Source organism: Staphylococcus ureilyticus (assembly GCF_025558845.1).
Lineage (GTDB): Bacteria > Bacillota > Bacilli > Staphylococcales > Staphylococcaceae > Staphylococcus > Staphylococcus ureilyticus.
This window is the reverse complement of the sequence record NZ_CP094825.1, coordinates 120,100-143,472: the sequence shown is the minus strand read 5'-3', so window position 1 is coordinate 143,472 and position 23,373 is coordinate 120,100. Positions and strand designations below refer to the sequence as shown.

At 33.2% G+C, this 23,373-nt stretch carries 20 protein-coding genes; 10 read left to right on the top strand and 10 right to left on the bottom strand.

Annotated elements, in window-relative coordinates:
• Positions 1-89 precede the first annotated feature (89 nt).
• From MUA21_RS00615 to MUA21_RS00605, 3 genes are all read left to right on the top strand, one after another.
• Positions 90-707, top strand: coding sequence for a TetR/AcrR family transcriptional regulator (locus MUA21_RS00615; RefSeq protein ID WP_064209913.1), 618 nt, complete (start codon positions 90-92; stop codon positions 705-707).
• A gap of 399 nt (positions 708-1,106) precedes the next feature.
• Complete coding sequence (locus MUA21_RS00610; protein WP_107520778.1) at positions 1,107-1,451, top strand: ArsR/SmtB family transcription factor; 345 nt, start codon at positions 1,107-1,109, stop codon at positions 1,449-1,451.
• On the top strand, positions 1,444-3,852 hold the full coding sequence (locus MUA21_RS00605; protein ID WP_262561588.1) for a heavy metal translocating P-type ATPase: 2,409 nt from the start codon (positions 1,444-1,446) through the stop codon (positions 3,850-3,852). The genes MUA21_RS00610 and MUA21_RS00605 overlap by 8 nt, the downstream gene beginning before the upstream one ends.
• 199 nt (positions 3,853-4,051) lie before the next feature.
• On the opposite strand, the gene MUA21_RS00600 is transcribed toward MUA21_RS00605, so the two are convergent.
• From MUA21_RS00600 to MUA21_RS00585, 4 genes are all read right to left on the bottom strand, one after another.
• Positions 4,052-5,323 (bottom strand): amidohydrolase family protein, encoded by a 1,272-nt coding sequence (locus MUA21_RS00600; RefSeq protein WP_107520776.1) that lies wholly within the window; start codon positions 5,321-5,323, stop codon positions 4,052-4,054.
• A gap of 192 nt (positions 5,324-5,515) precedes the next feature.
• Positions 5,516-6,715, bottom strand: a complete 1,200-nt coding sequence (pbp4, locus tag MUA21_RS00595) for a penicillin-binding protein PBP4 (RefSeq protein ID WP_262561587.1) — start codon at positions 6,713-6,715, stop codon at positions 5,516-5,518.
• A gap of 60 nt (positions 6,716-6,775) precedes the next feature.
• Entirely contained in the window at positions 6,776-7,456 is a 681-nt protein-coding gene (locus tag MUA21_RS00590; RefSeq protein ID WP_073344814.1) for a M15 family metallopeptidase, read from the bottom strand.
• A 301-nt stretch (positions 7,457-7,757) separates the two neighbouring features.
• Positions 7,758-9,254: a glycosyltransferase gene (locus MUA21_RS00585; RefSeq protein ID WP_262561586.1), complete on the bottom strand. Its 1,497-nt coding sequence runs from the start codon at positions 9,252-9,254 to the stop codon at positions 7,758-7,760.
• Positions 9,255-9,542: 288 nt separating this feature from the next.
• Between MUA21_RS00585 and panB the strand changes: the two genes are divergently transcribed.
• Together panB and panC are read left to right on the top strand one after the other, a co-directional pair.
• Positions 9,543-10,355: a 3-methyl-2-oxobutanoate hydroxymethyltransferase gene (gene panB / locus MUA21_RS00580; protein ID WP_073344825.1), complete on the top strand. Its 813-nt coding sequence runs from the start codon at positions 9,543-9,545 to the stop codon at positions 10,353-10,355.
• A complete protein-coding gene (panC, locus tag MUA21_RS00575) occupies positions 10,352-11,200 on the top strand; it encodes a pantoate--beta-alanine ligase (RefSeq protein WP_107526146.1) in 849 nt (282 codons plus the stop codon). The genes panB and panC overlap by 4 nt, the downstream gene beginning before the upstream one ends.
• Before the next feature lie 85 nt (positions 11,201-11,285).
• Here the strand turns inward: panC and ptsG are convergent, their stop codons facing one another.
• From ptsG to MUA21_RS00560, 3 genes are all read right to left on the bottom strand, one after another.
• The gene (gene ptsG, locus MUA21_RS00570) at positions 11,286-13,301 is read right to left on the bottom strand and encodes a glucose-specific PTS transporter subunit IIBC (RefSeq protein WP_262561585.1); all 2,016 of its coding nucleotides are present in this window, start codon (positions 13,299-13,301) and stop codon (positions 11,286-11,288) included.
• Between the two features lie 179 nt (positions 13,302-13,480).
• Complete coding sequence (gene glcT, locus MUA21_RS00565) at positions 13,481-14,317, bottom strand: glucose PTS transporter transcription antiterminator GlcT (protein ID WP_107526148.1); 837 nt, start codon at positions 14,315-14,317, stop codon at positions 13,481-13,483.
• 213 nt (positions 14,318-14,530) lie between these two features.
• Entirely contained in the window at positions 14,531-15,490 is a 960-nt protein-coding gene (locus tag MUA21_RS00560) for a cation diffusion facilitator family transporter (RefSeq protein WP_145381066.1), read from the bottom strand.
• A 201-nt stretch (positions 15,491-15,691) separates the two neighbouring features.
• On the opposite strand from MUA21_RS00560, the gene MUA21_RS00555 reads away from it, so the two are divergent.
• The gene (locus MUA21_RS00555; protein ID WP_145381065.1) at positions 15,692-16,468 is read left to right on the top strand and encodes a 3-hydroxybutyrate dehydrogenase; all 777 of its coding nucleotides are present in this window, start codon (positions 15,692-15,694) and stop codon (positions 16,466-16,468) included.
• Between the two features lie 342 nt (positions 16,469-16,810).
• Positions 16,811-18,229: an anion permease gene (locus MUA21_RS00550; protein ID WP_046206908.1), complete on the top strand. Its 1,419-nt coding sequence runs from the start codon at positions 16,811-16,813 to the stop codon at positions 18,227-18,229.
• A 96-nt stretch (positions 18,230-18,325) separates the two neighbouring features.
• On the opposite strand, the gene MUA21_RS00545 is transcribed toward MUA21_RS00550, so the two are convergent.
• Entirely contained in the window at positions 18,326-19,453 is a 1,128-nt protein-coding gene (locus MUA21_RS00545) for a zinc-dependent alcohol dehydrogenase family protein (protein ID WP_262561584.1), read from the bottom strand.
• A 15-nt stretch (positions 19,454-19,468) separates the two neighbouring features.
• Positions 19,469-20,317, bottom strand: a complete 849-nt coding sequence (gene ahlS / locus MUA21_RS00540; RefSeq protein ID WP_262561583.1) for an AhlS family quorum-quenching N-acyl homoserine lactonase — start codon at positions 20,315-20,317, stop codon at positions 19,469-19,471.
• Between the two features lie 277 nt (positions 20,318-20,594).
• On the opposite strand from ahlS, the gene MUA21_RS00535 reads away from it, so the two are divergent.
• From MUA21_RS00535 to MUA21_RS00525, 3 genes are all read left to right on the top strand, one after another.
• Positions 20,595-21,548 (top strand): NAD(P)-dependent oxidoreductase, encoded by a 954-nt coding sequence (locus MUA21_RS00535; protein WP_107526153.1) that lies wholly within the window; start codon positions 20,595-20,597, stop codon positions 21,546-21,548.
• A 14-nt stretch (positions 21,549-21,562) separates the two neighbouring features.
• Complete coding sequence (locus MUA21_RS00530) at positions 21,563-21,928, top strand: cupin domain-containing protein (RefSeq protein WP_262561582.1); 366 nt, start codon at positions 21,563-21,565, stop codon at positions 21,926-21,928.
• A 345-nt stretch (positions 21,929-22,273) separates the two neighbouring features.
• The gene (locus tag MUA21_RS00525) at positions 22,274-22,369 is read left to right on the top strand and encodes a type I toxin-antitoxin system Fst family toxin (protein ID WP_107526155.1); all 96 of its coding nucleotides are present in this window, start codon (positions 22,274-22,276) and stop codon (positions 22,367-22,369) included.
• 201 nt (positions 22,370-22,570) lie between these two features.
• Here MUA21_RS00525 and MUA21_RS00520 read toward each other — a convergent pair whose 3' ends face one another.
• A complete protein-coding gene (locus tag MUA21_RS00520; RefSeq protein WP_145381062.1) occupies positions 22,571-23,353 on the bottom strand; it encodes a hypothetical protein in 783 nt (260 codons plus the stop codon).
• Between the last annotated feature and the right edge of the window lie 20 nt (positions 23,354-23,373).

Genomic DNA, 23,373 nt, shown 5'->3' with positions numbered 1-23,373 from the left:
GTAATATACAATATGCAATTATGTTCAAGACGTTCTTTAATGAACACTTTTAAGATAAATGTCTATTAAATAAAAAGGAGATTCAATATATGGCTGAAGACAGACGTGTTAGAAAAACACAAAATGCTATTAAACATGCATTTATACAATTATTAAATGAAAAAGACCTAGATAAAATAACGATTAGTGATATTACACACAAAGCTGATATTAATCGCGGTACTTTTTATCTCCATTATGAAGATAAATATATGCTATTAAATAAAATGGAAAATGATTATATTGAAGACTTGTCTAATACATTAAGCACAAAAGATAAATTTTATGTAGGCATGGATGCAGAAGCATTTGCTCGTATTTTTACTGAAGAAAAATTAAAAAAAATCATCCTCCATATCGATACAAACTTTGAATTCTATAAAACTATATTTATGTTAGAAAGAAGAAGCCAATTAGAAACAAAAATAAATCAAGTCATGTATGAAAATATGAAAAAACATTTAGTTACAAAAGATACGGTTGATGGCATTCCACTAGACTATTTTCACAGTTATGTAGCAGGTGCATCTATTTCTTTCATTAAATATTGGGTGAAAGATAATCGGAAAATTGATCCACAAACTTTAGTAGAAAGTTTATTTAAAATTGTATTTTATGGACCACTGCGTTTAATGGCAAAAGAACAATATAATATAAGCGAACAATAATATCTTTAATCTTGCAGTGTGGACAAGAATAACATTTTTCTATCAGTGTAATGTCCACTACTGCAAAATGAGTTGAATGTCTATATTTCACAATATCAAGCAAAAACATCAGCTTAAAAGTAAGAAATATATTCAATCCAACTCTTTTTTCATGTTTCTTTTTGTCGTTGCATGTTAACAGATGATTATTGAACGCTTTTCTATATGTAATAATGGCATTTTTATATCCAAACCCATGCTTCTCTTAAAGTCAAAAAATATTTACTACTTCCACTTATTCACTTCTAAAATTCAACAAATTTATATCATTTTCTTATTTTTTACGATAGTCTCTTCCATAACATATTAGAAAATGCTAATATGTTATATATTAAGTTTTACTAATATGAGGTGTTCAAAATGAATAGTAATGATTTTACATTACAGGCACGTTTTTTACATGGGCTTTCTAATAAAGTTAGATTAACTATTTTAGAATTATTAAAGGTCTCCGAAATGACTGTTAACGAAATTGTTTCAAGCTCAAAAATGAGCCAATCTAGTATTTCTCAACACTTAGCTTGTCTAAAAGAATGTGGCTTAGTGACTGCTAGACAAGACGGTAAATATATTTATTACCAAATTAAAAATCCATATATTTTAGAATTATTGAGTTTGGTAGATCATATTGTAGAAGAAACAAAAGATGATATTATCACTTGTAAATACCATAATAACTTAAGAATGGATGATGCTGATGAATAAATCATCTGATGTTTGTTGCACTAACACTTGTCAAAATGCGAACAATGAAAAAGTCTCAAAAGATATAAAAAACGCTACTGACACATTACAGAAAGTTACTTTTCAAGTTAATGGTATCGATTGTAGTTCTTGTGCCACAACGATAGAAAAAGCACTCGTACCCTTAGATGCTGTTTACAATCCAAAAGTTAACTTCGCTACTGGTAAATTAACAGCCGAAGTGAGTACTGCAAATACGACAAACCAAATTATAAAAACTGTGGAAAAACTAGGTTATGATATTCAAAACACTCAACCACAATCAACACAAAACACAATATTTATGATTAAAGGCATGGACTGTGGAAACTGTGCTAAAACCGTTGAAAAACATGTTTTGAACCTTCCCTATGTAAAAGATGCACAAGTTAACTTTTCTACAGGTAAACTTCAAGCCAATATCGATGGCCAAAATGAAAAAAATATTATAAAAGAAGTCGCTAAGATTGGCTATACTGCCACTTTACAAAACAATAGAAAAGATGATGAGCAGAAATTAAGATTATTTACTAAACCCATCATTTCTGCCATATTCATAATACTCGGGCTATTAATGTCAATAACATCTCTACCAATTGGATTTTCTTACATTTTATATACAATTGCCATATTGGTTAGCGGCATGAAACCATTTAAAAGTGCGTTTTATTCATTAAAATCCAAAAGTTTGGATATGAACGTCTTAATGACAGTTGCAGTTATTGGCGCTATGCTGATCGGCGAGTTTTTCGAAGGTGCTATTGTTATTTTCCTATTCACAATTGGCACTTTGTTACAAACAATTTCGATAGATAAAACAAGAAATTCCATTCAATCACTTATGGAATTAACGCCCAAAACAGCCAACTTATATACTAAAGAGGGTATTATATCTAAAGATTTACATGAGATTCACATTGGCGATATTATTCTTGTAAAGCCTGGAGAACGCATACCATTAGACGGCACTATTACTGAGGGAACATCTAGCTTAAATCAATCACCTATTACCGGAGAATCTATACCTGTTGATAAAACAACGAACGATGACGTTTATGCTGGTTCCATTAATGAAAATGGTACATTGAAAATCAAAGTTACTACATTAGTAGCAGATACTACACTGTCAAAAATCATTGATATGGTAGAAGCAGCACAAGCAAACAAAGCACCTGCACAAGCATTTATAGACAAGTTTTCAGAAATTTATACACCTGTTGCTTTTGTATTAGCGCTATTAGTAATGATTATACCACCTATGCTTACATTAGGTTCCTGGGGGGAAGGGTTCTATAAAGGACTAGAATTACTTGTTATCGCTTGTCCATGTGCGTTGGTCATTTCAACGCCTGTTGCTATAGTGACAGCGATTGGCAATGCGGCAAAAAATGGTGTACTTATTAAAGGTGGTAATTATTTAGAAGCATTAGGTTCTTTAAATGCATTAGCATTTGATAAAACAGGTACACTCACTGAAGGAAAACCTAAGGTAACAGCTGTTAAACATATGGAAAGTGATGAACAAACACTATTACAGCTTGCACTTAGCTTGGAAGCTTATTCAACACATCCTATAAGTAAAGCTATTGTAGACCACACCACTAAATTAAATATTTCACCCAAACACGTTAGTGATTTTGAAAATATAACTGGTAAAGGCATCAAAGGTAAAATAGATAATCAAATCGTTTATGCAGGAAATCAAAGTTTGATTGAGTCCATTAATCCCAAAATAAAATCACATGCATCACTGTTTAGTCATTATGAAAAACAAGGTTACACAATCATTATCATATCCTCAACGACAACATTATATGGTTTGATCACGATTGAAGATCCATTAAGAGAAAATATAAAATCAACTATTCATCAGTTGCAGAAATACAACATTAAAAATACAGTTATGTTAACTGGCGATAATCAAGAGACCGCCAACAAAATTGCAAATCTTGCAGGTATTCGTGAAACTTATGCAAAATTAATGCCTAAAGATAAATTATCAGCAATTGAAGATTTACAAAAACGTGGTTATCGTGTTGGTATGATTGGTGATGGTATCAATGATGCACCTGCACTTGCCCAAAGTGATGTAGGAATTGCAATGGGAGGCGTCGGATCTGATACTGCAATGCAAACAGCAAATATTGTTTTGATGTCAGATAACTTGCAGCAACTTCCAAAATCTATCTCTATTAGTAAAAAAGCCAAAACAATTATCAAGCAAAATATTTACTTCTCAGTGATTATTAAACTGATTGCTTTCATATTAGTATTTCCTGGGTTATTAACTTTATGGTTAGCTGTCCTCAGCGATACTGGCGCTGCTATCCTAGTTATTTTAAATTCATTGAGATTATTAAATTTAAAAAAAGATAAACAATAAGCGAGCACAGTTCAAGTGCTCGCTTTTTATAATTTTTATATTTATATAAACTTTTTTACTACTAAAATATTATTGCAACGAATGGAGCGTCATTATAGTTTCATAAAATACACACTTCAATACACGCCATGAATACACAAAAAATGCTGGGACTTTCTATCGTCTCAGCATTTTATCTTATACGATGCAACTACACGTATTATTTTGTTTGGCGATCAATATCTAATGCAGTTGTATATTTCGGCTTTTCTTTTCTAAATAGATATTCACCATTACGTATCGAAGCAAGACAGTCAACACGTCGACGTTGTGCTTCAAATACATTTGGTGCGTCCAACACGATAAAGTTCGCTGGCTTACCTTCCGATAATCCATAAACTTCATCTAAATGCATTAATTTTGCACCGTTATAAGTAATTAAGTCGAAATTGCGTGGGAAATCTTCTTCTCGCATTAATTGTGTGGCATGCAAGCCATTATCCAAGATATTCATTAAATTACCCGACCCTGCTGGGTACCATAAATCGACGATTGAGTCTTGACCAAAAGCCACATTAATATCATTATCTACAAACTCTTTAACACGTGTTAAACCTCTTCTTTTTGGATAACTATCTTGCCTACCTTGTAAATATAAATTTTCGGTTGGACAAGAGACAAAGTTTAAACCTGATTGACGAAATAGACCCATCATTCGAAATGCATAAGCATCATCTGCTGAACCAAATGAGCAAGTATGTGAAGCTGTCGTAGCATTTCCATAACCTTGTTTCATCACTTCAGCATTTAATATTTCTAAGAAACGCGCTTGTACATCATCTGTTTCATCACAGTGTACATCAATTAATTTATTATATTGGATCGCAAGTCTAACGATTTCTTTAATTGATTTCGTTCCTTCTTCTGGGCTCCATTCGTTATGTGGAATACCACCGACACAATCTGCACCTAATTTTAAGGCTTCTTCAGTTAAATCACGACCCGTTTTACCTTGCGCTTCAAAAGCGTACATACCATTTTGAGGAAACGCCACGACCTGAATTGTAATATTATCTTTCAATTCATCCCTTACTTCAAGTGCTGCTTTGATGCCCGTTAAATTGGGGTCAGTACAATCCGTCTGAGCACGTATATATTGTGTACCATAGCTTGCAACGTCTTTGACTGCTTGACGCATACGTGATTTCATCTCTTCTTTTGTAGTGCCTTTTTTATAATCATTCCATAAATCAATTGCTTCAAATAACGTCCCAGATGTGTTTTTGATTTGAGTGTCTTGTCCTGTAAAATAATAATCTAGATGAAGATGCGCATCTACATATGGTGGCAAGACCAAAGCGCCTCCTAAATCAATTACTTCATCCGCTTCACCAAGGTTCTTTCCAAATGTTTTAAACTTACCGTTTTCCACTAAAATTTCTGAAGCTTCATCATACTTATAAATTGATGCATTAATGAATTTTTTACGCATTCATAAAACCTCCTATACACTTCTACCATAAGCCTTAATACATGTATAAGCAATGATTACCCAGTGAATATGTTTGCAATGAATACCCACTTATGAGATTGAACTTAATTAACAGCAAAAAATCTGCTGACACACGTCACACAATCGTGGTATCAGAAGATAAATTGAATGATTTAATTAGAAATATACAGATTATATTTGGGACATTTTATGCGCATCTTTGCTAAACAAATTTTTGAAAAATGCAGTAAATTTATTGTCTTCTTTTTTAACTGTAGCATCTACTTGGGGGGCATGCGAACCTTTCATAAATTGACGCTTATATGCCACATATACCTTGCCTTCTTTATTCACATTAAATTTTAAATGATCCATTTTTTTAGGAACTACATCATATAAATCCTGCTTAACTTGGTACGTTTTTCCGTTAATTTCGTGTTCTCCTTCACTTAATACTTTTCGGTATTCATATTTTTTAAATTGTTTATTAATAAGCGCATTGGCAATTTTATGGCGTTCATTTTTAGCTTTCATACTTGGATATGGCTTCACGTTGAGAATCGCTTCATTGAGACGTAAACCATTGCGTTTACCTGTTAACGCTAAACTATAACCTTCATCGCTTGTTCCAGTTTTCAATCCATCTGCACCTTTTAATTCAAATCGTTGTCCCTTTAAAGAAAGATTTTTTGTTTTTAAATTTGTTCCAAATTGTTTATCTGTCGTTTTAGAACTATATTTTAATATTTTAGGATGACCTTTTAATAAATGTTGCATTAGAATGGTCATATCATCTGCAGTAGTTTGTGTTTTACGTTCTTTTTGATATTGCTTGGGTGCATATTGTTGCAATAGATGGTTGTCAGCACCTGTAGGATTCACAAAACGCGTATGATTCATACCGAGTTTTTTTGCTTTGTGGTTCATTTCATCTGTAAATTTTGATGTTGAACCACTCACCTTTTCCCCTAAAATCAGTGTCGCTGCATTGCTCGACTCTAAAGTAATTTGTCTAAGAAATTGATTGATAGAGTATGACTTTCCTCTCTCTAAAGGAACACTAGCCAAATCAGGTAATACAGACATTTTTTCATAATCAGAAGTGATTTTTATTTTGTCTGTAGGTTTTATATCTCCGTTTTCGATTGCATCCAATGTCAAATACATCGTCATCATTTTAGTCAACGAAGCCGGATCCGTTACTTTTTCAGCTTTATCTTGATATAAAATTTGACCTGTTTGTGCTGTCACACTAACACTTTCTGGTTTATATTGTGTACTTTGCTTAGAACTCGGTGATTTTTCTGTTTCAGCAGTTATTGTCGTTGTTGGTGCAATAACAGTTAAAGTGAGCAACCAACTTAGCATCGCCACACTTAATTTCTTAAACAATGATGACCATTCCTCTCTAAAAATTTATATTAACTAATCAAGCACATTTCGAATTTGATCTTATTTTTTTGGATATAGATCTAAGTACTCTTCTAATGTTTCATTACTTTTATATAATTTTTTAGCTGTATCTTTTCCAACATACCTGATATGCCACGGTTCATATTGGTATCCCGTAATATGTGTTTTATTCTTGGGATATCTGATGATAAAACCGTACTTGTAAGCATTGTCTTTGAGCCACTGACCTTCCTCGGTCTTACCAAAAGAAGTTTTAAAGTTGTTGTCTGTATTCTCAGAAACAATGTCGTATGTCAGTCCAGTTTGATGTTCAGAATGTCCTGGTTTCGCACTATATTTATTGGCTGCCTTTTCTCCATCTCTTTGAACATATTGGTCAAATAACTGTTCTTGACTTTGATAACTTCTGAAACCACTAGCGTTTGATAATTGAAATCCTTGTTTATTACCATCATTTAAAAGTTTCTGTAATGCATGACGTGCTTTTTTATTTTCTCCAGGGTTAAAATGTTCTGGTAACGAAATATCTTTGTTCACAATTAAAATATCATCAATATACGTTACACCATGCTTCACTTCTTTGTGATGCTTATTTTCACTATTGCTACTTTGCTGTTTTTCATGATTTTTACTGTCTTTATGCTCAGCTTCATTTTCTTGAGCAGAACATCCAACTAAGACTAAACACAACATGATAATCAATAATTTAAATTTATTCATTGTTACTCCTTTTTAAAAAGTATAATCAAAACAAATATTGACGAACAATAAAATAGTTTAAAAAACAATTGCAATTAACATTAATATAACACGCTGTATATAAGAGACAAGTATTTTATTCAATTTATTAATATTTTAAATCACAACGACCAACCTTCAAATGGATAATAACAAAATAAAAACAGTGACACTGCTTTGATTAAGCAATGACAACTGTTTTTTCGTATATGTTTTATTTTGTAAAATATGCAGCAGAAACATACTGATAAATATATGATAAAGAGAGACGGAAAAAATTTTATTATTTAGTATACCCGATGTCTTGAAATAGTTTTTTATAATTTTCTACAGCTTTATCATGACTAAGTTCGGGTCTAGTCTGTACGTTATTAAATGGCTCATCGATGATTTTAGCCATACAGTCAGCAAACGCTTTAATATTATCTGGCTCAACGAGATAACCATTCACACCATGATTTATAATCTCTGACGGTCCATATCTCACATCATAAGCAATTACTGGACAACCAACTTCGATACTCTCCATGACAGTTAAACCAAATCCTTCAAATTTACTTGTTAAAAGTGAGGCTTTTGATTGTTGAAATTCTCTCAAAGGATTATTCGTAAAAGCGTTGATTTCTACTTGATCCTGAATGCCAAACTGCTCAATTAAATCCAACAACACTTTTTTCTGTCCATCTTCATCCATACCAAATATGGATAATTTCGTATCATAGCCATAATCTAAAAATTGCTTATACGCTTTAATTAAACGGTCTACTTGTTTTTGAAAACCTAATCTACCTATAAAAACAAAGCGATCTAACTTATTTTCGTTTGCAAGTGATTTATAAGTTTTAATCGAATGTGGTATTACTGTTAATTGTCTTTCATCTAGTGGTACTTGGCTAAAAATATCTTCTTTTTGCTTTTCAGTTAATATTAAATATTTTTCTACTTTTTCAGAATGATTGAGCGCAAATTTATATGAACCTTTCATTTGTTGTCCATTCAAATGACTATTATGAAAAACTAAAATATTTTTAGTCGCATGGGTTTGATTTAATAATGGTTCATCTAAAAGTCTAGCATCATTAAATACCACATCATCCTCACTGAACCGATGGTCGAAATAATATTTAAATAATGCTTTTTCACTATTAAAGGATAAGTAAGGTCTATCATCTTTATAAAGTTGGATATAATCTAAACTTTCTCGCTCTGTATTAAAAAATTTTTTACAGTATATAGCTCCGTATGTATCAAAATAAACTTCACATAATTTTGAAAAAGGTTTATGCGTGTAATAAATCTTTCTATGCAATTGACCAAATTCATTATATTCCCAACGTTCTAACCGTTTTTTACTAATAGATGACATAAAATCTTCAAGTTGAACTATATTGCTATTGTCATAATATTTTCTGTACAATACATAATTATTATTTTTGTAGTATCTCATAACATTTCCATCTTTAAAACTTTTACTTTCCAACCCTTCGAGTTCACGGTCCATCGTTTGATACTTTGGTTGCTTTTTAAATTTAGTCTTTGGCGTTTCTAATAGTTTGAAACCACTCAGCCAATCATATAAATTTTCAAATTCTGTATGCTCTGTCACCTTTCCTTCATTTATAAACTTTTCATAAACAGATGGATAATTGGCATTATAATTCATTGTTAAAATTTTACTTTTGATTCCCAATTCACTATCTATTAATTTTATTCGGCTTAGCAATGCTTTAGTTCTGCCTCCATGTACTGGTGGTAATGTGCTCGTTATTGTATAAATCATGATTTCCCCTCATTCTCATCCCTAAATTCTATTATTGATATCATTTGCTTTAATAAATTTTAAAACTAATAATTTATATTGTGATTTTACTTATTATTTACTATTTATTATAAACTAATATGTATTACACACCTAATATTATTTGCAATTTAGTCGATTTTTCTCGTAGAAAACATTTTAATTTATTTATCAAGTATAAAAGATGTATTAAATTAATTTTATTTTTTGAATACATTCGTTAATATATGATTAAATATAAAAATATTGAGACAACGGAGTTGAGTTTAATTGTTAACATTAAAACATTTAATTGATATGAAACAGCACGCAAATAAAATTTCAATGGTTACAGCTTATGACTATCCTAGTGCAAAACAAGCAGAATCTGCACAAATCGATACCCTTTTAGTTGGTGATTCTTTAGGTATGACTGTCTTAGGTTATGAAAGTACAGTTCAAGTAACAATGTCAGATATGATCCATCACGCGAAAGCTGTGCGACGTGGTGCCCCTAATACATTTATGGTTGTTGATGTTCCTTTTGGCGCTGTTGGCATCAGCGAACACTCTGATTTAGAAAATGCTATAGATTTATACAAACAAACTAATGCAAATGCAATCAAAGTTGAAGGTGCACATTTAATTGATTTTATAAAAAATTGTAATCACATTGGTCTACCAGTCGTTTCACATTTAGGACTTACACCACAAAGCGTTGGTATTACTGGGTACAAGATGCAAGCCAATACAAAAGAAACAGCACAGCAACTCATAAATGATGCTTACGCTGTACAACAAGCTGGCGCCATTATGCTCGTTTTAGAAGCTGTTCCGAGCGATTTAGCTGCACAAATCACCAAAAATTTAGACATCCCAGTGATTGGTATAGGAGCAGGTAAGGATACTGATGGACAAGTATTGGTTTATCATGATGTGCTGAACTATGAAGTGCCACACCAAGCTAAATTCGTCAAGCAATATGGAGACTTTTCCAGCGGCATAACAGCTTTAATGCAGTATCATAAAGAAGTCAAAAACGAAATATTTCCTGATGAATCACATACGTATAAAAAACAAATTATGGATGAGGTATCAGAATGACAACATTAATTACATCTATTCAAGAAATGAGTAAACTAAGTGCAAATTTAATAGAAAATAATCAGTCCATCGGCTTTGTTCCAACCATGGGTGCTTTACACGAAGGCCATTTGGAAATGATGTCACAATCCGTAATGGAAAATGATGTTACAATCATCAGCATTTTTGTAAATCCACTACAGTTTGGACCAAATGAAGATTTTGATGCATATCCTAGGAATATAGACCAAGATAAAATTAAAGCAGCATCGGTTGGTGTAGACTATATCTTTTATCCTGAAGCAGAAGAGATGTACCCTGAAGAACCTACGATAAAGTTAAATGCTGGTAGGCTCGCCACTGTTTTAGAAGGTGCACAACGTCCTGGCCATTTCAATGGTGTCATCACAGTTGTTAACAAGTTATTTAACATTATTCGCCCACAACGTGCGTATTTCGGCAAAAAAGATGCACAGCAACTAGCTATCGTCGAAAAAATGGTCATGGATTTTAATCATCCAATAGAAATCATTGGTGTTAATACAGTACGTGAATCTGATGGTCTCGCTAAAAGTTCACGCAACGTTTATTTGACGCATACAGAACGACAAGAAGCGCCTGCACTATATAAAAGCTTACAGTTAGCAAACGAACAATATCTTCAAGGAGAGCGTGATAGTGCCAAATTAATAGACACAGCTAAAACATATATTGAACAGCATACATCCGGTAACATAGAAACGGTAGCTATATATAGTTATCCAGAATTAGAAGCAATCACACACATTAAAGGAAAAATTTTCATTTCACTAGCTGTAAAATTCAGCAAAGCACGTTTAATAGATAATATGATTATCGGAGATTAATTGATTGAATGATAAGATTAATACTGTTTTTCTACAAAAAACCTCTTAATTACACGATATTGTGAATTAAGAGGTTTTATATATATTATAATTTAATTAATACTTCTCCTATATCAACTGCACCATTATGTGTTGTTTTAATCTCATGTTCTCCTGAGTTAGTTACGATAATAGGCGTAATGTCACTTTTTGCATGTGTTTTAATATAGTCTAAATCTACAGTCATAAGTGATTGACCTTTTACAATCGTGTCTCCAGAATCTACATGGACTGTAAAACCTTCTCCTTGCAATCCAACCGTCTCTAAACCAAAGTGAATTAACACTTCTACACCTGATTCAGATTTTAAACCTATCGCATGTTTGGTAGGGAAGACTAACTCTACTGTGCCATCAAACGGTGCCACAACCTCTCCATTAGCTGGATAAATCGCAAGACCATCACCCATTAATTTATCACTAAATACTTGGTCTGGTACTTCATCCAACGGTACTGTACGACCTTTAAGTGGTGCATAAATCGTTTCACCTTCAACTGTAACTGATTCATTCATCGCTTCACTTTCAATCGTTGTCTCTTCTGGTTTTGTGATATTACCAGCGATAATTTGTGCCATATCATGCTTAATTTGATCTGATTTCGGCCCAAAAATCGCCTGCATATTATTGCCTACTTCTAGTACGCCTGAAGCACCTAGTTGTTTCAAACTTTCAACATCTACTTGAGATTTTTCATTAACTTCTACTCTTAAACGTGTAATACATGCGTCAAGATGTTTAATATTTTCTTTTCCACCCATTGCATCTAAAACTTTAAATGGTAACTCACTTACTGATACAGAATTATTTTGCATTTCTTTATTTTCTCTACCAGGCGTTTTATAATTTAATTTTTTGATAATAAATCTAAATATAAAGTAATAAAGTATTGCATAGACTATGCCTACTGGAATAACAAGCCACCAAGCTGTCTTATTAGGTAAGATATTCAACAGTAAGAAATCAATAAATCCTCCTGAGAAAGTATAGCCTAAATGTACATTCAATAAGTGCATAATTAAGAAGCCAAAGCCGTCTAGCACTGCATGAATAAAGAACAAGAGCGGTGCTACAAATAAGAACGAAAATTCTAACGGTTCTGTTATACCTGTAAGAAATGATGTTAAGGCACCTGATAACATCAAACCACCAACCACTTTACGATTTTCTTTCTTTGCCGAATGATAAATTGCTAGAGCAGCAGCAGGTAGTCCAAACATCATTACCGGAAATTCCCCACCCATAAATTTACCAGCTGTCAGTGGTACGTTTTCAGTGATTTGAGCAATAAAAATTCGCTGGTCTCCATGAATAATTTGTCCAGCCGCATTTTTAAAACTTCCAAATTCAAACCAGAATGGTGCATGAAAAATATGATGTAAACCAAATGGTATTAACAAACGTTTAATAAAGCCAAATAAGAATACGGCTATACCTGTATTAGATTCTAAGAGACCTTCACTGAATGCATTTAAACCATATTGAATGGTTGGCCAAATCCACGCCATCGGAAATGCAAGAATGAAAGAACACGTTGCCATCATAATCGGTACAAAGCGTTTACCAGCGAAAAACCCTAAATAACTTGGCAATGAAATATTATAGAATTTGTTATAACACCATGCAGCCAACGCCCCAATGATAATCCCTCCAAACACACCTGTCTGTAAGGTAGGTATGCCTAGTACATTTGCATAACCACTAGCAGCATCACTGACATTATCTGATGTAATACCTAAAAATGCACCCATGGTTTTATTCATAATCATAAACCCTACAAATGCAGCAATCGCAGCAACACCATCTCCACCAGCTAAACCGATAGCCACACCTAATGCAAAAATCATAGGTAAATTATCGAAAATGACAACCCCTGCCCCTTCCATCATTTGAGCAACATGTTGAAATCCATCTGCTTTAATAAATGGGAGATAAGATTGTAAAACGTCTCCTTGTAAAACTGTCCCAAAAGCTAATAACAAACCAGCTGCTGGTAGAATGGCCACAGGTAACATCAAAGCCTTACCTATACGTTGAAGCTGACCAAAAAATTTCTTCCACATAATATATCCTCCATTTTCAAGAAACTATCTAACGTTCATGTACAAAACATAATATATTATAAGTCCCTTTATTTTTCGTCAAAACAAGATTAAAGGCACAAAAAAGGCATGAGTAAATAAACTGAGCTTTTGCTCTGTCTAAGTACTCATGCCTGATCGAATCAGTTACACGTGCTTATTTATTGTTGTGTTAAGTGGTTGATATGTAACGTTAAATAAATAACTTCTGCTTCGTATACCGTGACACCTAACTGTTTTTGCATCATTTTTATTATTTTGACAGCAACATTATAGCACAGCGGATAATGCGCTTTCAACATCTTTTCAAATTCAGTTTGCGACTTGATCGTTTCCCCTATACTCAGTCTTCTAATTAAAAATTGAATATGTCTAATAAATCTTTGATATTGTACAGACGTCGTATCAATAGATTGGTGTAAATCATGCTCCACAATTTGAATACATTTACTGATTAAATCATTAATTTTATTCATTTCGCTCATTGTTAGCTTTTCCATATTAGACGCAATATGTAATGCTATAAACCCAACCTCATCTTCTGGAAATTGAAGTGACAATACTGAATTGAGTTTATAGATAACTGAAGCAGCTATTTTATAAGCTTCAGGGTATAGATGTCTCGTTTCGATTGCAAAAGGGTTATTAATATATTGATTTTGCATGAGTCGTTTATATGCAAATATAATGTGGTCGGTTAACGCTACAATTAAGCGATTATCATCAATTTCTAAATCTGTATTAGTAATCATATTAATCGCTTCAATAATCGCTTGAATGACAGAATCATCGGCATGTTCAATAAGTGCTTTATAATGTTCTTGTTGCTTTTTCTGTTCTAGCGCATAAACTTTTTCTATCATTGTCTCATCATCTACAACCATCCCTGGTCTCTTATTGAACCCGATTCCTTTGCCAATAAGTACCACTTCACGCTCTTGATGCATACAAATAATAACATTATTGTTTAATGGTTTTGTAATTTGATATTGACCCATCATATACACCTTTCTAAGTTTTTGCTTAAAATTATATAGCGTATTTTAATAAATTAAAACTAAGAAGATGTAGTTCTTTCAAATTAATCATATTTTCTAAAAAGGATGGTGTTTTTCTCTATCGCGATAATGAAAGCTTGTTTAAATTTTATATTTCTCTCTGTCTATATAATCAAACATTCAACAAATTAAATTTCTACAAACACTGAATAGTTATGATTTCAAATTTTCATAATATGTCTTAGAATGACTATTGATGCTAAGGTTTTCAATTTGTAACGTTGTGTGCTTGATATTGTATTTATTTTCCAATAATTTAGAAACATTATTTATGACATTAAATGATTCATCCTCAGATGGAGCACTTAGTACAACATGGGCACTTAAAGAAAAGTGTTCCGTGGTTATACTCCACAAATGAAATTCATGAACATCATCAATCCCTTTTATACTTTTCATATCAGCAATTAATTTATCAATATCGAACTTTTCAGGCACAGCTTCCATCAATACAAACCAAGCATTTTTAGCAATTTTCCATCCACCACGTAATATAATTAAGGAAATGATGATACTGATGATTGGATCTATCATCTGCCATCCTGTTATGTGGATTAACACGACAGCAACAATAACACCGATTGAGTTTAATAAATCCCCCATGAAGTGCCATAATGCGCTTTGAACATTGATATTGTCTTCCTGTTTTAAAGAACGTACAAGCACGATTGTCAAAACGATATTAACGAATAAACCAATCGTGGCTATGATAACCATAACACCACTTTCAATTGGTTGTTGATAAATCATACGCTTAACTGCTTCATACAGTATCCATAATGAAATAATCATTAATGCTAAACCATTTAAAAAAGCAGCTAATATTTCTAATCTCAGATAACCAAATGTAAAACGTGACGTAGGCTTTTTCGTTGCAAAATATATCGCAACCACAGACAAACTTAATGCGATAACATCACTTAACATATGAAACGAATCAGATAACAATGCTAAAGAATTTGAAAGTATGGCACCGACAAACTCTACTATGGTAAATATCAGTGTAATAATAAATGTTATCCACAGTGTTAATTTAGAGTTTTGTTGCTTTTTCCGATGATCAACGTGATGAAAATATTCTCTCCTACTCAATAACTTTAGCCTCCTATTCATTTTAACTACACTAAATTATACCTTCTTTCTAAAATGAATTATACTATTATTTTATATTAAAATATAAATATTATTGAATTGTTTGTCTTTCTATAATCGAACTCCCACAAAAAGAGCATATATAGCACAATTAAATCCTTTATTTTACTAATCCATTGAACAAATGTAAGCTAAATATGATATAAAAAGGGAGGCAAACATATGTTAAAAGACAAAATCGCAATTATTTCAGGTGCAGCGAGTGGCATTGGGTTGGAAATTGCTCAGGTGTTTTTAAATGAAGGTGCAAAAGTTGTATTTACCGATATTAATCAAGATGCATTAAATCGTACAGTTGAATCATTTAAATCAAACGGCTTTGATTGTATTGGTGTTACTGCGGATGTTTCTAATGAAAAAGATGTAGAAGCATTAGTGGATAAAACCGTAAAACAGTATGGACAAATTGATATTTTAATTAACAACGCAGGTCTTCAAAACGTGGCAAATATTGAAGATTTTCCAACTGATAAATTCAAACAAATGATAGATATTATGCTAGTTGGTACTTTTATTATGACAAAGCATGTACTTCCGCTAATGAAGCAACAACAATACGGACGAATTTTAAACATGTCTTCTATCAACGGACTTGTAGGATTTTCTGGCAAATCTGCTTATAACAGTGCCAAACACGGAATCATCGGTCTAACAAAAGTTACAGCTTTAGAGGCAGCCGAAGATGGTGTGACAGTCAATGCGATCTGTCCTGGATACATTGATACACCACTCGTTCGAGGCCAAATGAATGACCTTGCCAAAACAAGAAATGTGAGTGTTGAACAAGTATTAGAAGACGTACTATTCCCATTAATTCCACAAAAACAACTTGTAAATATTCAAGAAGTTGCTGATTATGCTGTATTCATTGCTAGCGATAAAGCTCAAAGTGTCACTGGACAAGCAATCGTAATTGACGGCGGCTATACAGCACAATAATTTTTAACAATTACAAAGACGATTGCTTTATTTAAAATTTGTAAAGCAGTCGTCTTTTTATAATATATATGAGCATGAGCGAACAGTACGCGCAGACAAACCGAAGACTTCCTGAGTGTGTAAACCCCCATATTAGCTATGTTTCCATGATCAATTTTCGTATAAGTACATAAACTGATTTCTAGTTTTTCTAATATACCTCAAAACTTCGAATAATTTGATTCACAAAATGAATCATTCAGTATTTAATTGTCTATAACCTTTTTTCTTTACATCTCTTTTTTATAAGTATAAATTGATAACTGTAGTAAATAACCTGTATGGAAAGAAGGAAATTGTAGTATGCAAAACTCAATAAAGTACCGTAAATTCATTTTACCTTTAGTGATCGGTATACTTATTTGGCTGCTCACCCCTTTCAAACCAGATTCACTTAGTATACAAGCTTGGTATATGTTTGCTATTTTTGTGGCAACGATCATTGCTTGTATCACACAACCAATGCCTATTGGAGCTGTATCTATACTAGGTTTTACTGTCATGGTAATTACAGGCGTCTCTGATATAAAAAATGCCGTACAAGGTTTTGGAAATAATAGTATTTGGCTCATTGTCATAGCTTTTTTTATTTCAAGAGGCTTTGTGAAGACAGGCTTAGGACGACGTATCGCATTACAATTCGTTAATCTTTTTGGTAAAAAGACCTTGGGACTCGCGTACTCACTCGTAGGCGTAGACCTTATATTAGCACCGGCAACACCTAGTAATACCGCCCGTGCAGGTGGTATTATGTTCCCAATTATTAAATCTTTATCTGAATCATTTGGCTCAGACCCAAAAAAAGGTACAGAAAGAAAAATGGGTGCTTTTCTAATTTTCACTGAATTTCAAGGTAATTTAATTACTGCTGCAATGTTTTTAACTGCGATGGCTGGTAATCCGCTCGCACAAAACCTTGCAGAAAGCACTGCGAATGTACATATAACATGGATGAACTGGTTCTTAGCTGCACTTGTGCCAGGCTTGATTTCTTTGATCATAGTACCGTTTATTATTTATAAAATATATCCACCCAGTATTAAAAAAACGCCAAATGCTAAAAACTGGGCACATAAAGAATTAATGAAAATGGGTAAAATATCCATTCCAGAAAAATTTATGATTGCTATTTTTATCATAGCACTCGCTTTATGGATTACTGGAAGTGTCATTCAAATAGATGCTACATTAACAGCATTTATTGCACTTTCACTCTTACTCATTACAGGCGTTTTAAATTGGAAAGATATTTTAAATGAAACTGGCGCCTGGAACACATTAATTTGGTTTTCAGTGCTTGTATTAATGGCTGATCAACTTAATAAACTGGGCTTTATCCCTTGGTTAAGTAAGTTAATTGCATCCAGCTTAGGTAATTTTAGTTGGCCAATCGTGCTCATATTATTAATTGTTTTCTATTTTTATTCACACTATCTTTTTGCAAGCGCAACGGCACATGTTAGTGCGATGTATGCTGCACTATTAGGAGTCGCTGTCGCCGCTGGTGCACCGCCATTATTCAGCGCTTTAATATTAGGTTTCTTCGGTAACCTATTAGCTTCAACAACACATTATAGTAGCGGTCCTGCACCGATACTATTTTCTGCTGATTATATAAGCCAAAAACGTTGGTGGACAATGAATTTTATTCTCGGTATTGTTTACTTTATCGTTTGGATTGGCATAGGATCAATTTGGATGAAAATGATTGGTATCATGTAATATGAACTCACAGCGTTTTTCTATTATAAAAAGGTTAAGTTGTTTGTTGATTTTACGTGCAACTTAACCTTTGTTTTATATATTTTGAATTATTAATTAAGACATTTTGATAATAATTCTACCGGCATCGCCATTTGCTAACTGATCAAAACCTTTATTAATCTGATCTAATGAGATAATATCACTGATTAATGGATCAACATTGAGTCTGTTTTGACGATATAAACTCACGAATCTTGGTATATCACGATCAGGAACACAACTTCCAACATATGAACCTTTAATCGTCCTCTCTTCAGCAGCTAACGTTACTTGTGGAAATGAAAATTCTGCTTTTGGATCAGGTAAACCTGTGGTCACTGTTGAACCACCCCGTTTTGTTATCGCGTATGCTACTTGCATTGCAGGTACTACACCTGCTGTTTCAAACACGTATTCAGCACCGCCTGTTACGTAAGCTTTAACATCATCAATCACATTTTCATCACTTGAGTTAAACACTGCTGTTGCACCTAAAGATTTAGCAATTTCAAATTTATCTTCGTTAATATCTAAAGCAATAATCTCATTAGCACCTGCCAGTCTCGCACCTATTATAGCATTGAGTCCAATGCCACCAAGACCCACTACAGCTACGTTACTCCCCGGTCTAATCTGAGCTGTATTTATAACAGCACCTATGCCTGTAATGACAGCACAACCAAACACTGCTGCCCGTTCATAAGGAATTTCTGGATCTATTTTTACTATTGAATTTTCTGAGACAACAGCATATTCTGAAAATCCAGAAACACCTAAATGATGATGTATGACATCTTTTTCTTTAGATAGTCGGAACCCACCTTCTATCATCTCACCTTTCTCATTGGAAGCTGCACCATTTTCACATAATGCAGGTCTTCCTTCACGACATGGTATACATTTACCGCAACTAGGGATAAAAGTACAGACAACGTGATCTCCAACTTCAAAATCACTAACACCTTCACCTAGTTCTATAATTTCACCTGCAGCTTCATGGCCAAGTGCCATAGGCATTGGTCTTGGACGACTCCCATTAATTACTGACAAATCAGAGTGACATAAACCCGCGGCATGAATTTTAATTAGCACTTCATTTTGTTTAGGGGCATCAAGGTTTAAAGTTTCTATTTTTAAAGGCTTCATTTTTTCATATGGCCCTTCAACACCCATTTCATATAATACTGCAGCTTTTGTTTTCATTGCTTCACACATCCTTTACTCATAATAACCATCCGTAGACTTTCTAAAAGATTCAAATTGGTTACCATCATGGCCAAACCAAATCTCTGCGTTCTTTTCTTGAGCAAGGCGCTTAATATATTCCACTGAATTTGCCCAACCAACCGAATCATAAAGAATACCAGGTGGTTGTAATTTAGGTTCCATACTTTCTTGTGTGTAAATAGCATCAGAGGCTAAGATGAGTGTTCCTAACTCTTCAGTTTCAATTTCCAAACCAATCATTCCCCAGGCATGTCCACTACCAAAGTTAAGTACTTTCACACCATCTACAAGATTTAGATGTGCTTGATCTCGCGCTATAGTTTGCCAAGTCAAATCACTTTTAATCCAAGCATCGATATCACTCCAAATGTACGCACCTTCTTGTTGATTACGCGTATAGCACTTCATTGCACCACTGAATTCATCATCGTGAACAATTACAGTCGCATTAGTAAAATACTCTAAACACCCAGCATGATCAAGATGTAAATGGGAAGCTACAACTATATCCACATCTTTAGGATCGACACCTAATTGCTCTAATCTATTTGGTAAGTGACATGATTCATCAGAAAAATAAGGGAACGCTTTTTGTGTTGCATTAATCCACCGTCCCTCCTCGCCCATTGAATTCGGATTACAAGCAGTATCAAATAATATCTTAGCATCCGGGTGATCTATAAAAACGGTATAAATCGGAAATTCATGTAGTTCATTTTCTTTATTTGGATTATCTAATGTCGCCTGGTTTGAATTTGCAATCATTAAATTTTTATCCATTTTCATTCGCCCATTATCCAACACATATATTTTCATACGGTCTTTTTTTATATTCACCATACCAATCACCTCTTAGTATAATATTACACTAAAATGTAAGGGTTTTCCATAAATATACTAATACTTAGACTCAACACTTATATAAAAATGAATTATTATATTTTCACTTGAAATTCAATCAACTTTCGACACTTTTCTACGTACAAATGCAGTTTGTCCATATCACACAAAACACACAATACACTTTGGCACTTTTTACATACCCAAAACACCAAATAGTGTTAAACTTAAATTAAGTATTGTGAATATTTTCACATAATAGGAGGAGACGATTTTTATGAAGAAGATTTTTATCGCAGGTGCTATCCCAGAAGCCGGGCTTAATCAACTTGAACAACATTTTGACGTAGATATGTATACTGGTGAAACGCTAATTTCCGAAGCATTATTAATAGAAAAAATTAAAGATGTAGATGCATTAATCACTTTATTATCTACTAACGTGAGCCGAAAAATTATTGAAACTGCACCAAAATTAAAAATCATAGCTAACTATGGTGCTGGTTTTAATAATATTGACATAGAAGCTGCGCGTGAACACGATATCAATGTGACAAACACACCCATTGCTTCAACCAATTCAACTGCAGAGTTAACAATGGGTATTTTACTTGCTGTTGCAAGACGTATTCCTGAAGGAGATCAACTTTGCCGTAATGAAGGATTTAACGGTTGGTCACCGTTATTCTTTAGAGGACGTGAAGTATCTGGTAAAACAATTGGTATTATTGGATTAGGTGAAATTGGTACTGCCGTTGCAAGACGTGCTAAAGGTTTTGATATGAATGTGCTTTATTCAGGTCCTAAACGTTATGAAGATAAAGAAGCTGAATTAAATGCAGAATATGTTTCACAAGACGAACTTTTAAAACGTTCAGACTTTGTAACTTTAAACTGTGCATATAATGAAAAGTTAAAGCACATGATTGACTATAATGCGATCAAAAAAATGAAACCAACTTCATATTTAATCAACGCATCAAGAGGTCCAATTGTTTATGAAGAAGAATTAGTAAAAGCCCTAGAAGAAGGTATTATTGAAGGTGCAGCACTTGATGTGTTTGAGTTTGAACCGAAAATTACTGAAGCACTGAAATCAATGAAAAACGTAGTTATCACACCACATATTGGCAATGCAACATTTGAAGCAAGAGACATGATGGCTGATATTGCAGCATCTAACGTAGTTAAGCAACTGAGCGGTGAACAACCAAACTATATTGTAAACTGACAGGAGTGAGAAATATGTCACAAACATCCAATCGCTTTTTTAAAATAAATGAGTTACAACATTTTTCTGACGACACAGCGAAAAAAACTATATTTTATGAAACGCGACATTCAGCTGGTGCGGTTTGGTGTCTTAAACCAGGACAATCATTACCTTGTCACACACATAAAGATGCAGATGATGTTTGGATTGTACTACAAGGCGAAGGAACATTTTTCACAAATGATAATGAACAAAAACCCATTAAAGCCGGAGATATATTCGTTTCATTCCCAGGAGATGCGCACGGCATGACTAACACCGGTGATGAAGACTTTGTCATGTTAGGTTTTGCTACACCAATGCCATTGGACTTCAACCCATATGAATGTGCACAATAAGCGCGATGTATTTTAATTATTATAAAATTAAAACCACCTGTTTCACAGGTGGTTTTCTTTTAGGTTATAAGTCTGCTTTAGTGGCTAGGGCTCTTAAGTGGTATTTGACTTACTTTAATAACACTTATATGCACCCTTATATTCTTTAACACTTGATTTATGTATTTTTATCATGTTTTTTCTTGCTCTTGTATATATATTTCTGTTATTGCTTCATTTATCCCCTATTTTACTAACATCATTCAACTTGTGGGAAGTAGATGTGCTCACATATTTACCAATGATATAATAATGAAGTCGTCGTTCTACTTCTGTGTTTTAACTAACATGGAAGGAGGTGACACCATGTTTAACACTCTATTTGTAGTACTTATAGCGCCTATTATAGTAGGCGTTATAGTCACGTTGTTTTCACATTGGTTAAATAAGCGTGATAAATAATCCGACGGCGACATAACCAAATACACCAAAAAGAGCCCGATAACTATGTCCGTAGTTATCGGGCTCGATGTTCACCATGTAAACACTCTATTTGTTGTTTATATTATAACATCATAGTGAGTAGGAATGCAAAATGCTTTAAATGCAATACACTAACGATGTGCAAATATACACTATTTTAATAAAATAAATGTTTCACTATTAATCCTTTTGTTTATTTATCATGACTTGAATGTATAGAGCAATCCAAAGTTCGTTAGGGTAAGGTATAACTGATTCAGTTGAACCAATTGCTATATTGTGACTTTCTCCTCTCCGTCGAGTTACTATATTTTTACCTAAATCAAAAAATGAACGTTGCGCTGTTAATATTTCATTGTTTTCTTTTCCTGTTATCACTGTTTTAGTTGAAAAATAAGGGTTATTAAACATATATCTGTAATTACTATCCGAAAAAACATAGGGAGTTTGTTGTTTTATACCGCCTTTTAACAATTTTATCATCTTTAAAACGCCTACTTCTTCTCCATTAATAAAAACACTATAATGGGGCCTTAAAGACCATAATTTAACTCTTTTTAAAATGATATCATGATCTGATGACGTAAATTTAACGCCATAAATGGGGAAAATATCGAATACACTTAGCCATTTTTGAAGATTATTATTAAAATAAGGAGTCCATATCGCATCAGTCATACCATGAATTTTAATATGTATCCCATCGAATATATATAATGGGGCTTGATAAAAATATTCATTTTCCCATAAGTTAGGACTTTTTTCATGTAACGTAAGTTCTTTTTTATATTTTCGTTTAGAGTAATTTCTCATTATAAGAGTTCCCAATAAAACAATAATGCTCGCTATCCAAAAAATAGACAATGTCCATAGGGAAATGGAGTTATCAAAAAATCCCACCATGCTACCAATCATAAATATTGTTACTAAAATTGTTTCAACAAATAATACTAAGACAGGCAACTTTATAACTCCTTTCAAAA

Excerpts from the sequence above, each read along its gene's own strand:
- MUA21_RS00545 (WP_262561584.1), bottom strand. The coding sequence starts at position 19,453 with ATGAAAACAAAAGCTGCAGTATTATATGAAATGGGTGTTGAAGGGCCA.
- MUA21_RS00530 (WP_262561582.1), top strand. The coding sequence starts at position 21,563 with ATGTCACAAACATCCAATCGCTTTTTTAAAATAAATGAGTTACAACAT.
- MUA21_RS00550 (WP_046206908.1), top strand. The coding sequence starts at position 16,811 with ATGCAAAACTCAATAAAGTACCGTAAATTCATTTTACCTTTAGTGATC.
- glcT (WP_107526148.1), bottom strand. The coding sequence starts at position 14,317 with ATGGGTCAATATCAAATTACAAAACCATTAAACAATAATGTTATTATT.
- panC (WP_107526146.1), top strand. The coding sequence starts at position 10,352 with ATGACAACATTAATTACATCTATTCAAGAAATGAGTAAACTAAGTGCA.
- MUA21_RS00600 (WP_107520776.1), bottom strand. The coding sequence starts at position 5,323 with ATGCGTAAAAAATTCATTAATGCATCAATTTATAAGTATGATGAAGCT.
- MUA21_RS00585 (WP_262561586.1), bottom strand. The coding sequence starts at position 9,254 with ATGATTTATACAATAACGAGCACATTACCACCAGTACATGGAGGCAGA.
- ptsG (WP_262561585.1), bottom strand. The coding sequence starts at position 13,301 with ATGTGGAAGAAATTTTTTGGTCAGCTTCAACGTATAGGTAAGGCTTTG.
- MUA21_RS00535 (WP_107526153.1), top strand. The coding sequence starts at position 20,595 with ATGAAGAAGATTTTTATCGCAGGTGCTATCCCAGAAGCCGGGCTTAAT.
- MUA21_RS00605 (WP_262561588.1), top strand. The coding sequence starts at position 1,444 with ATGAATAAATCATCTGATGTTTGTTGCACTAACACTTGTCAAAATGCG.
- MUA21_RS00610 (WP_107520778.1), top strand. The coding sequence starts at position 1,107 with ATGAATAGTAATGATTTTACATTACAGGCACGTTTTTTACATGGGCTT.
- MUA21_RS00560 (WP_145381066.1), bottom strand. The coding sequence starts at position 15,490 with ATGAATAGGAGGCTAAAGTTATTGAGTAGGAGAGAATATTTTCATCAC.
- MUA21_RS00555 (WP_145381065.1), top strand. The coding sequence starts at position 15,692 with ATGTTAAAAGACAAAATCGCAATTATTTCAGGTGCAGCGAGTGGCATT.
- MUA21_RS00615 (WP_064209913.1), top strand. The coding sequence starts at position 90 with ATGGCTGAAGACAGACGTGTTAGAAAAACACAAAATGCTATTAAACAT.
- MUA21_RS00590 (WP_073344814.1), bottom strand. The coding sequence starts at position 7,456 with ATGAATAAATTTAAATTATTGATTATCATGTTGTGTTTAGTCTTAGTT.
- ahlS (WP_262561583.1), bottom strand. The coding sequence starts at position 20,317 with ATGGTGAATATAAAAAAAGACCGTATGAAAATATATGTGTTGGATAAT.
- MUA21_RS00525 (WP_107526155.1), top strand. The coding sequence starts at position 22,274 with ATGTTTAACACTCTATTTGTAGTACTTATAGCGCCTATTATAGTAGGC.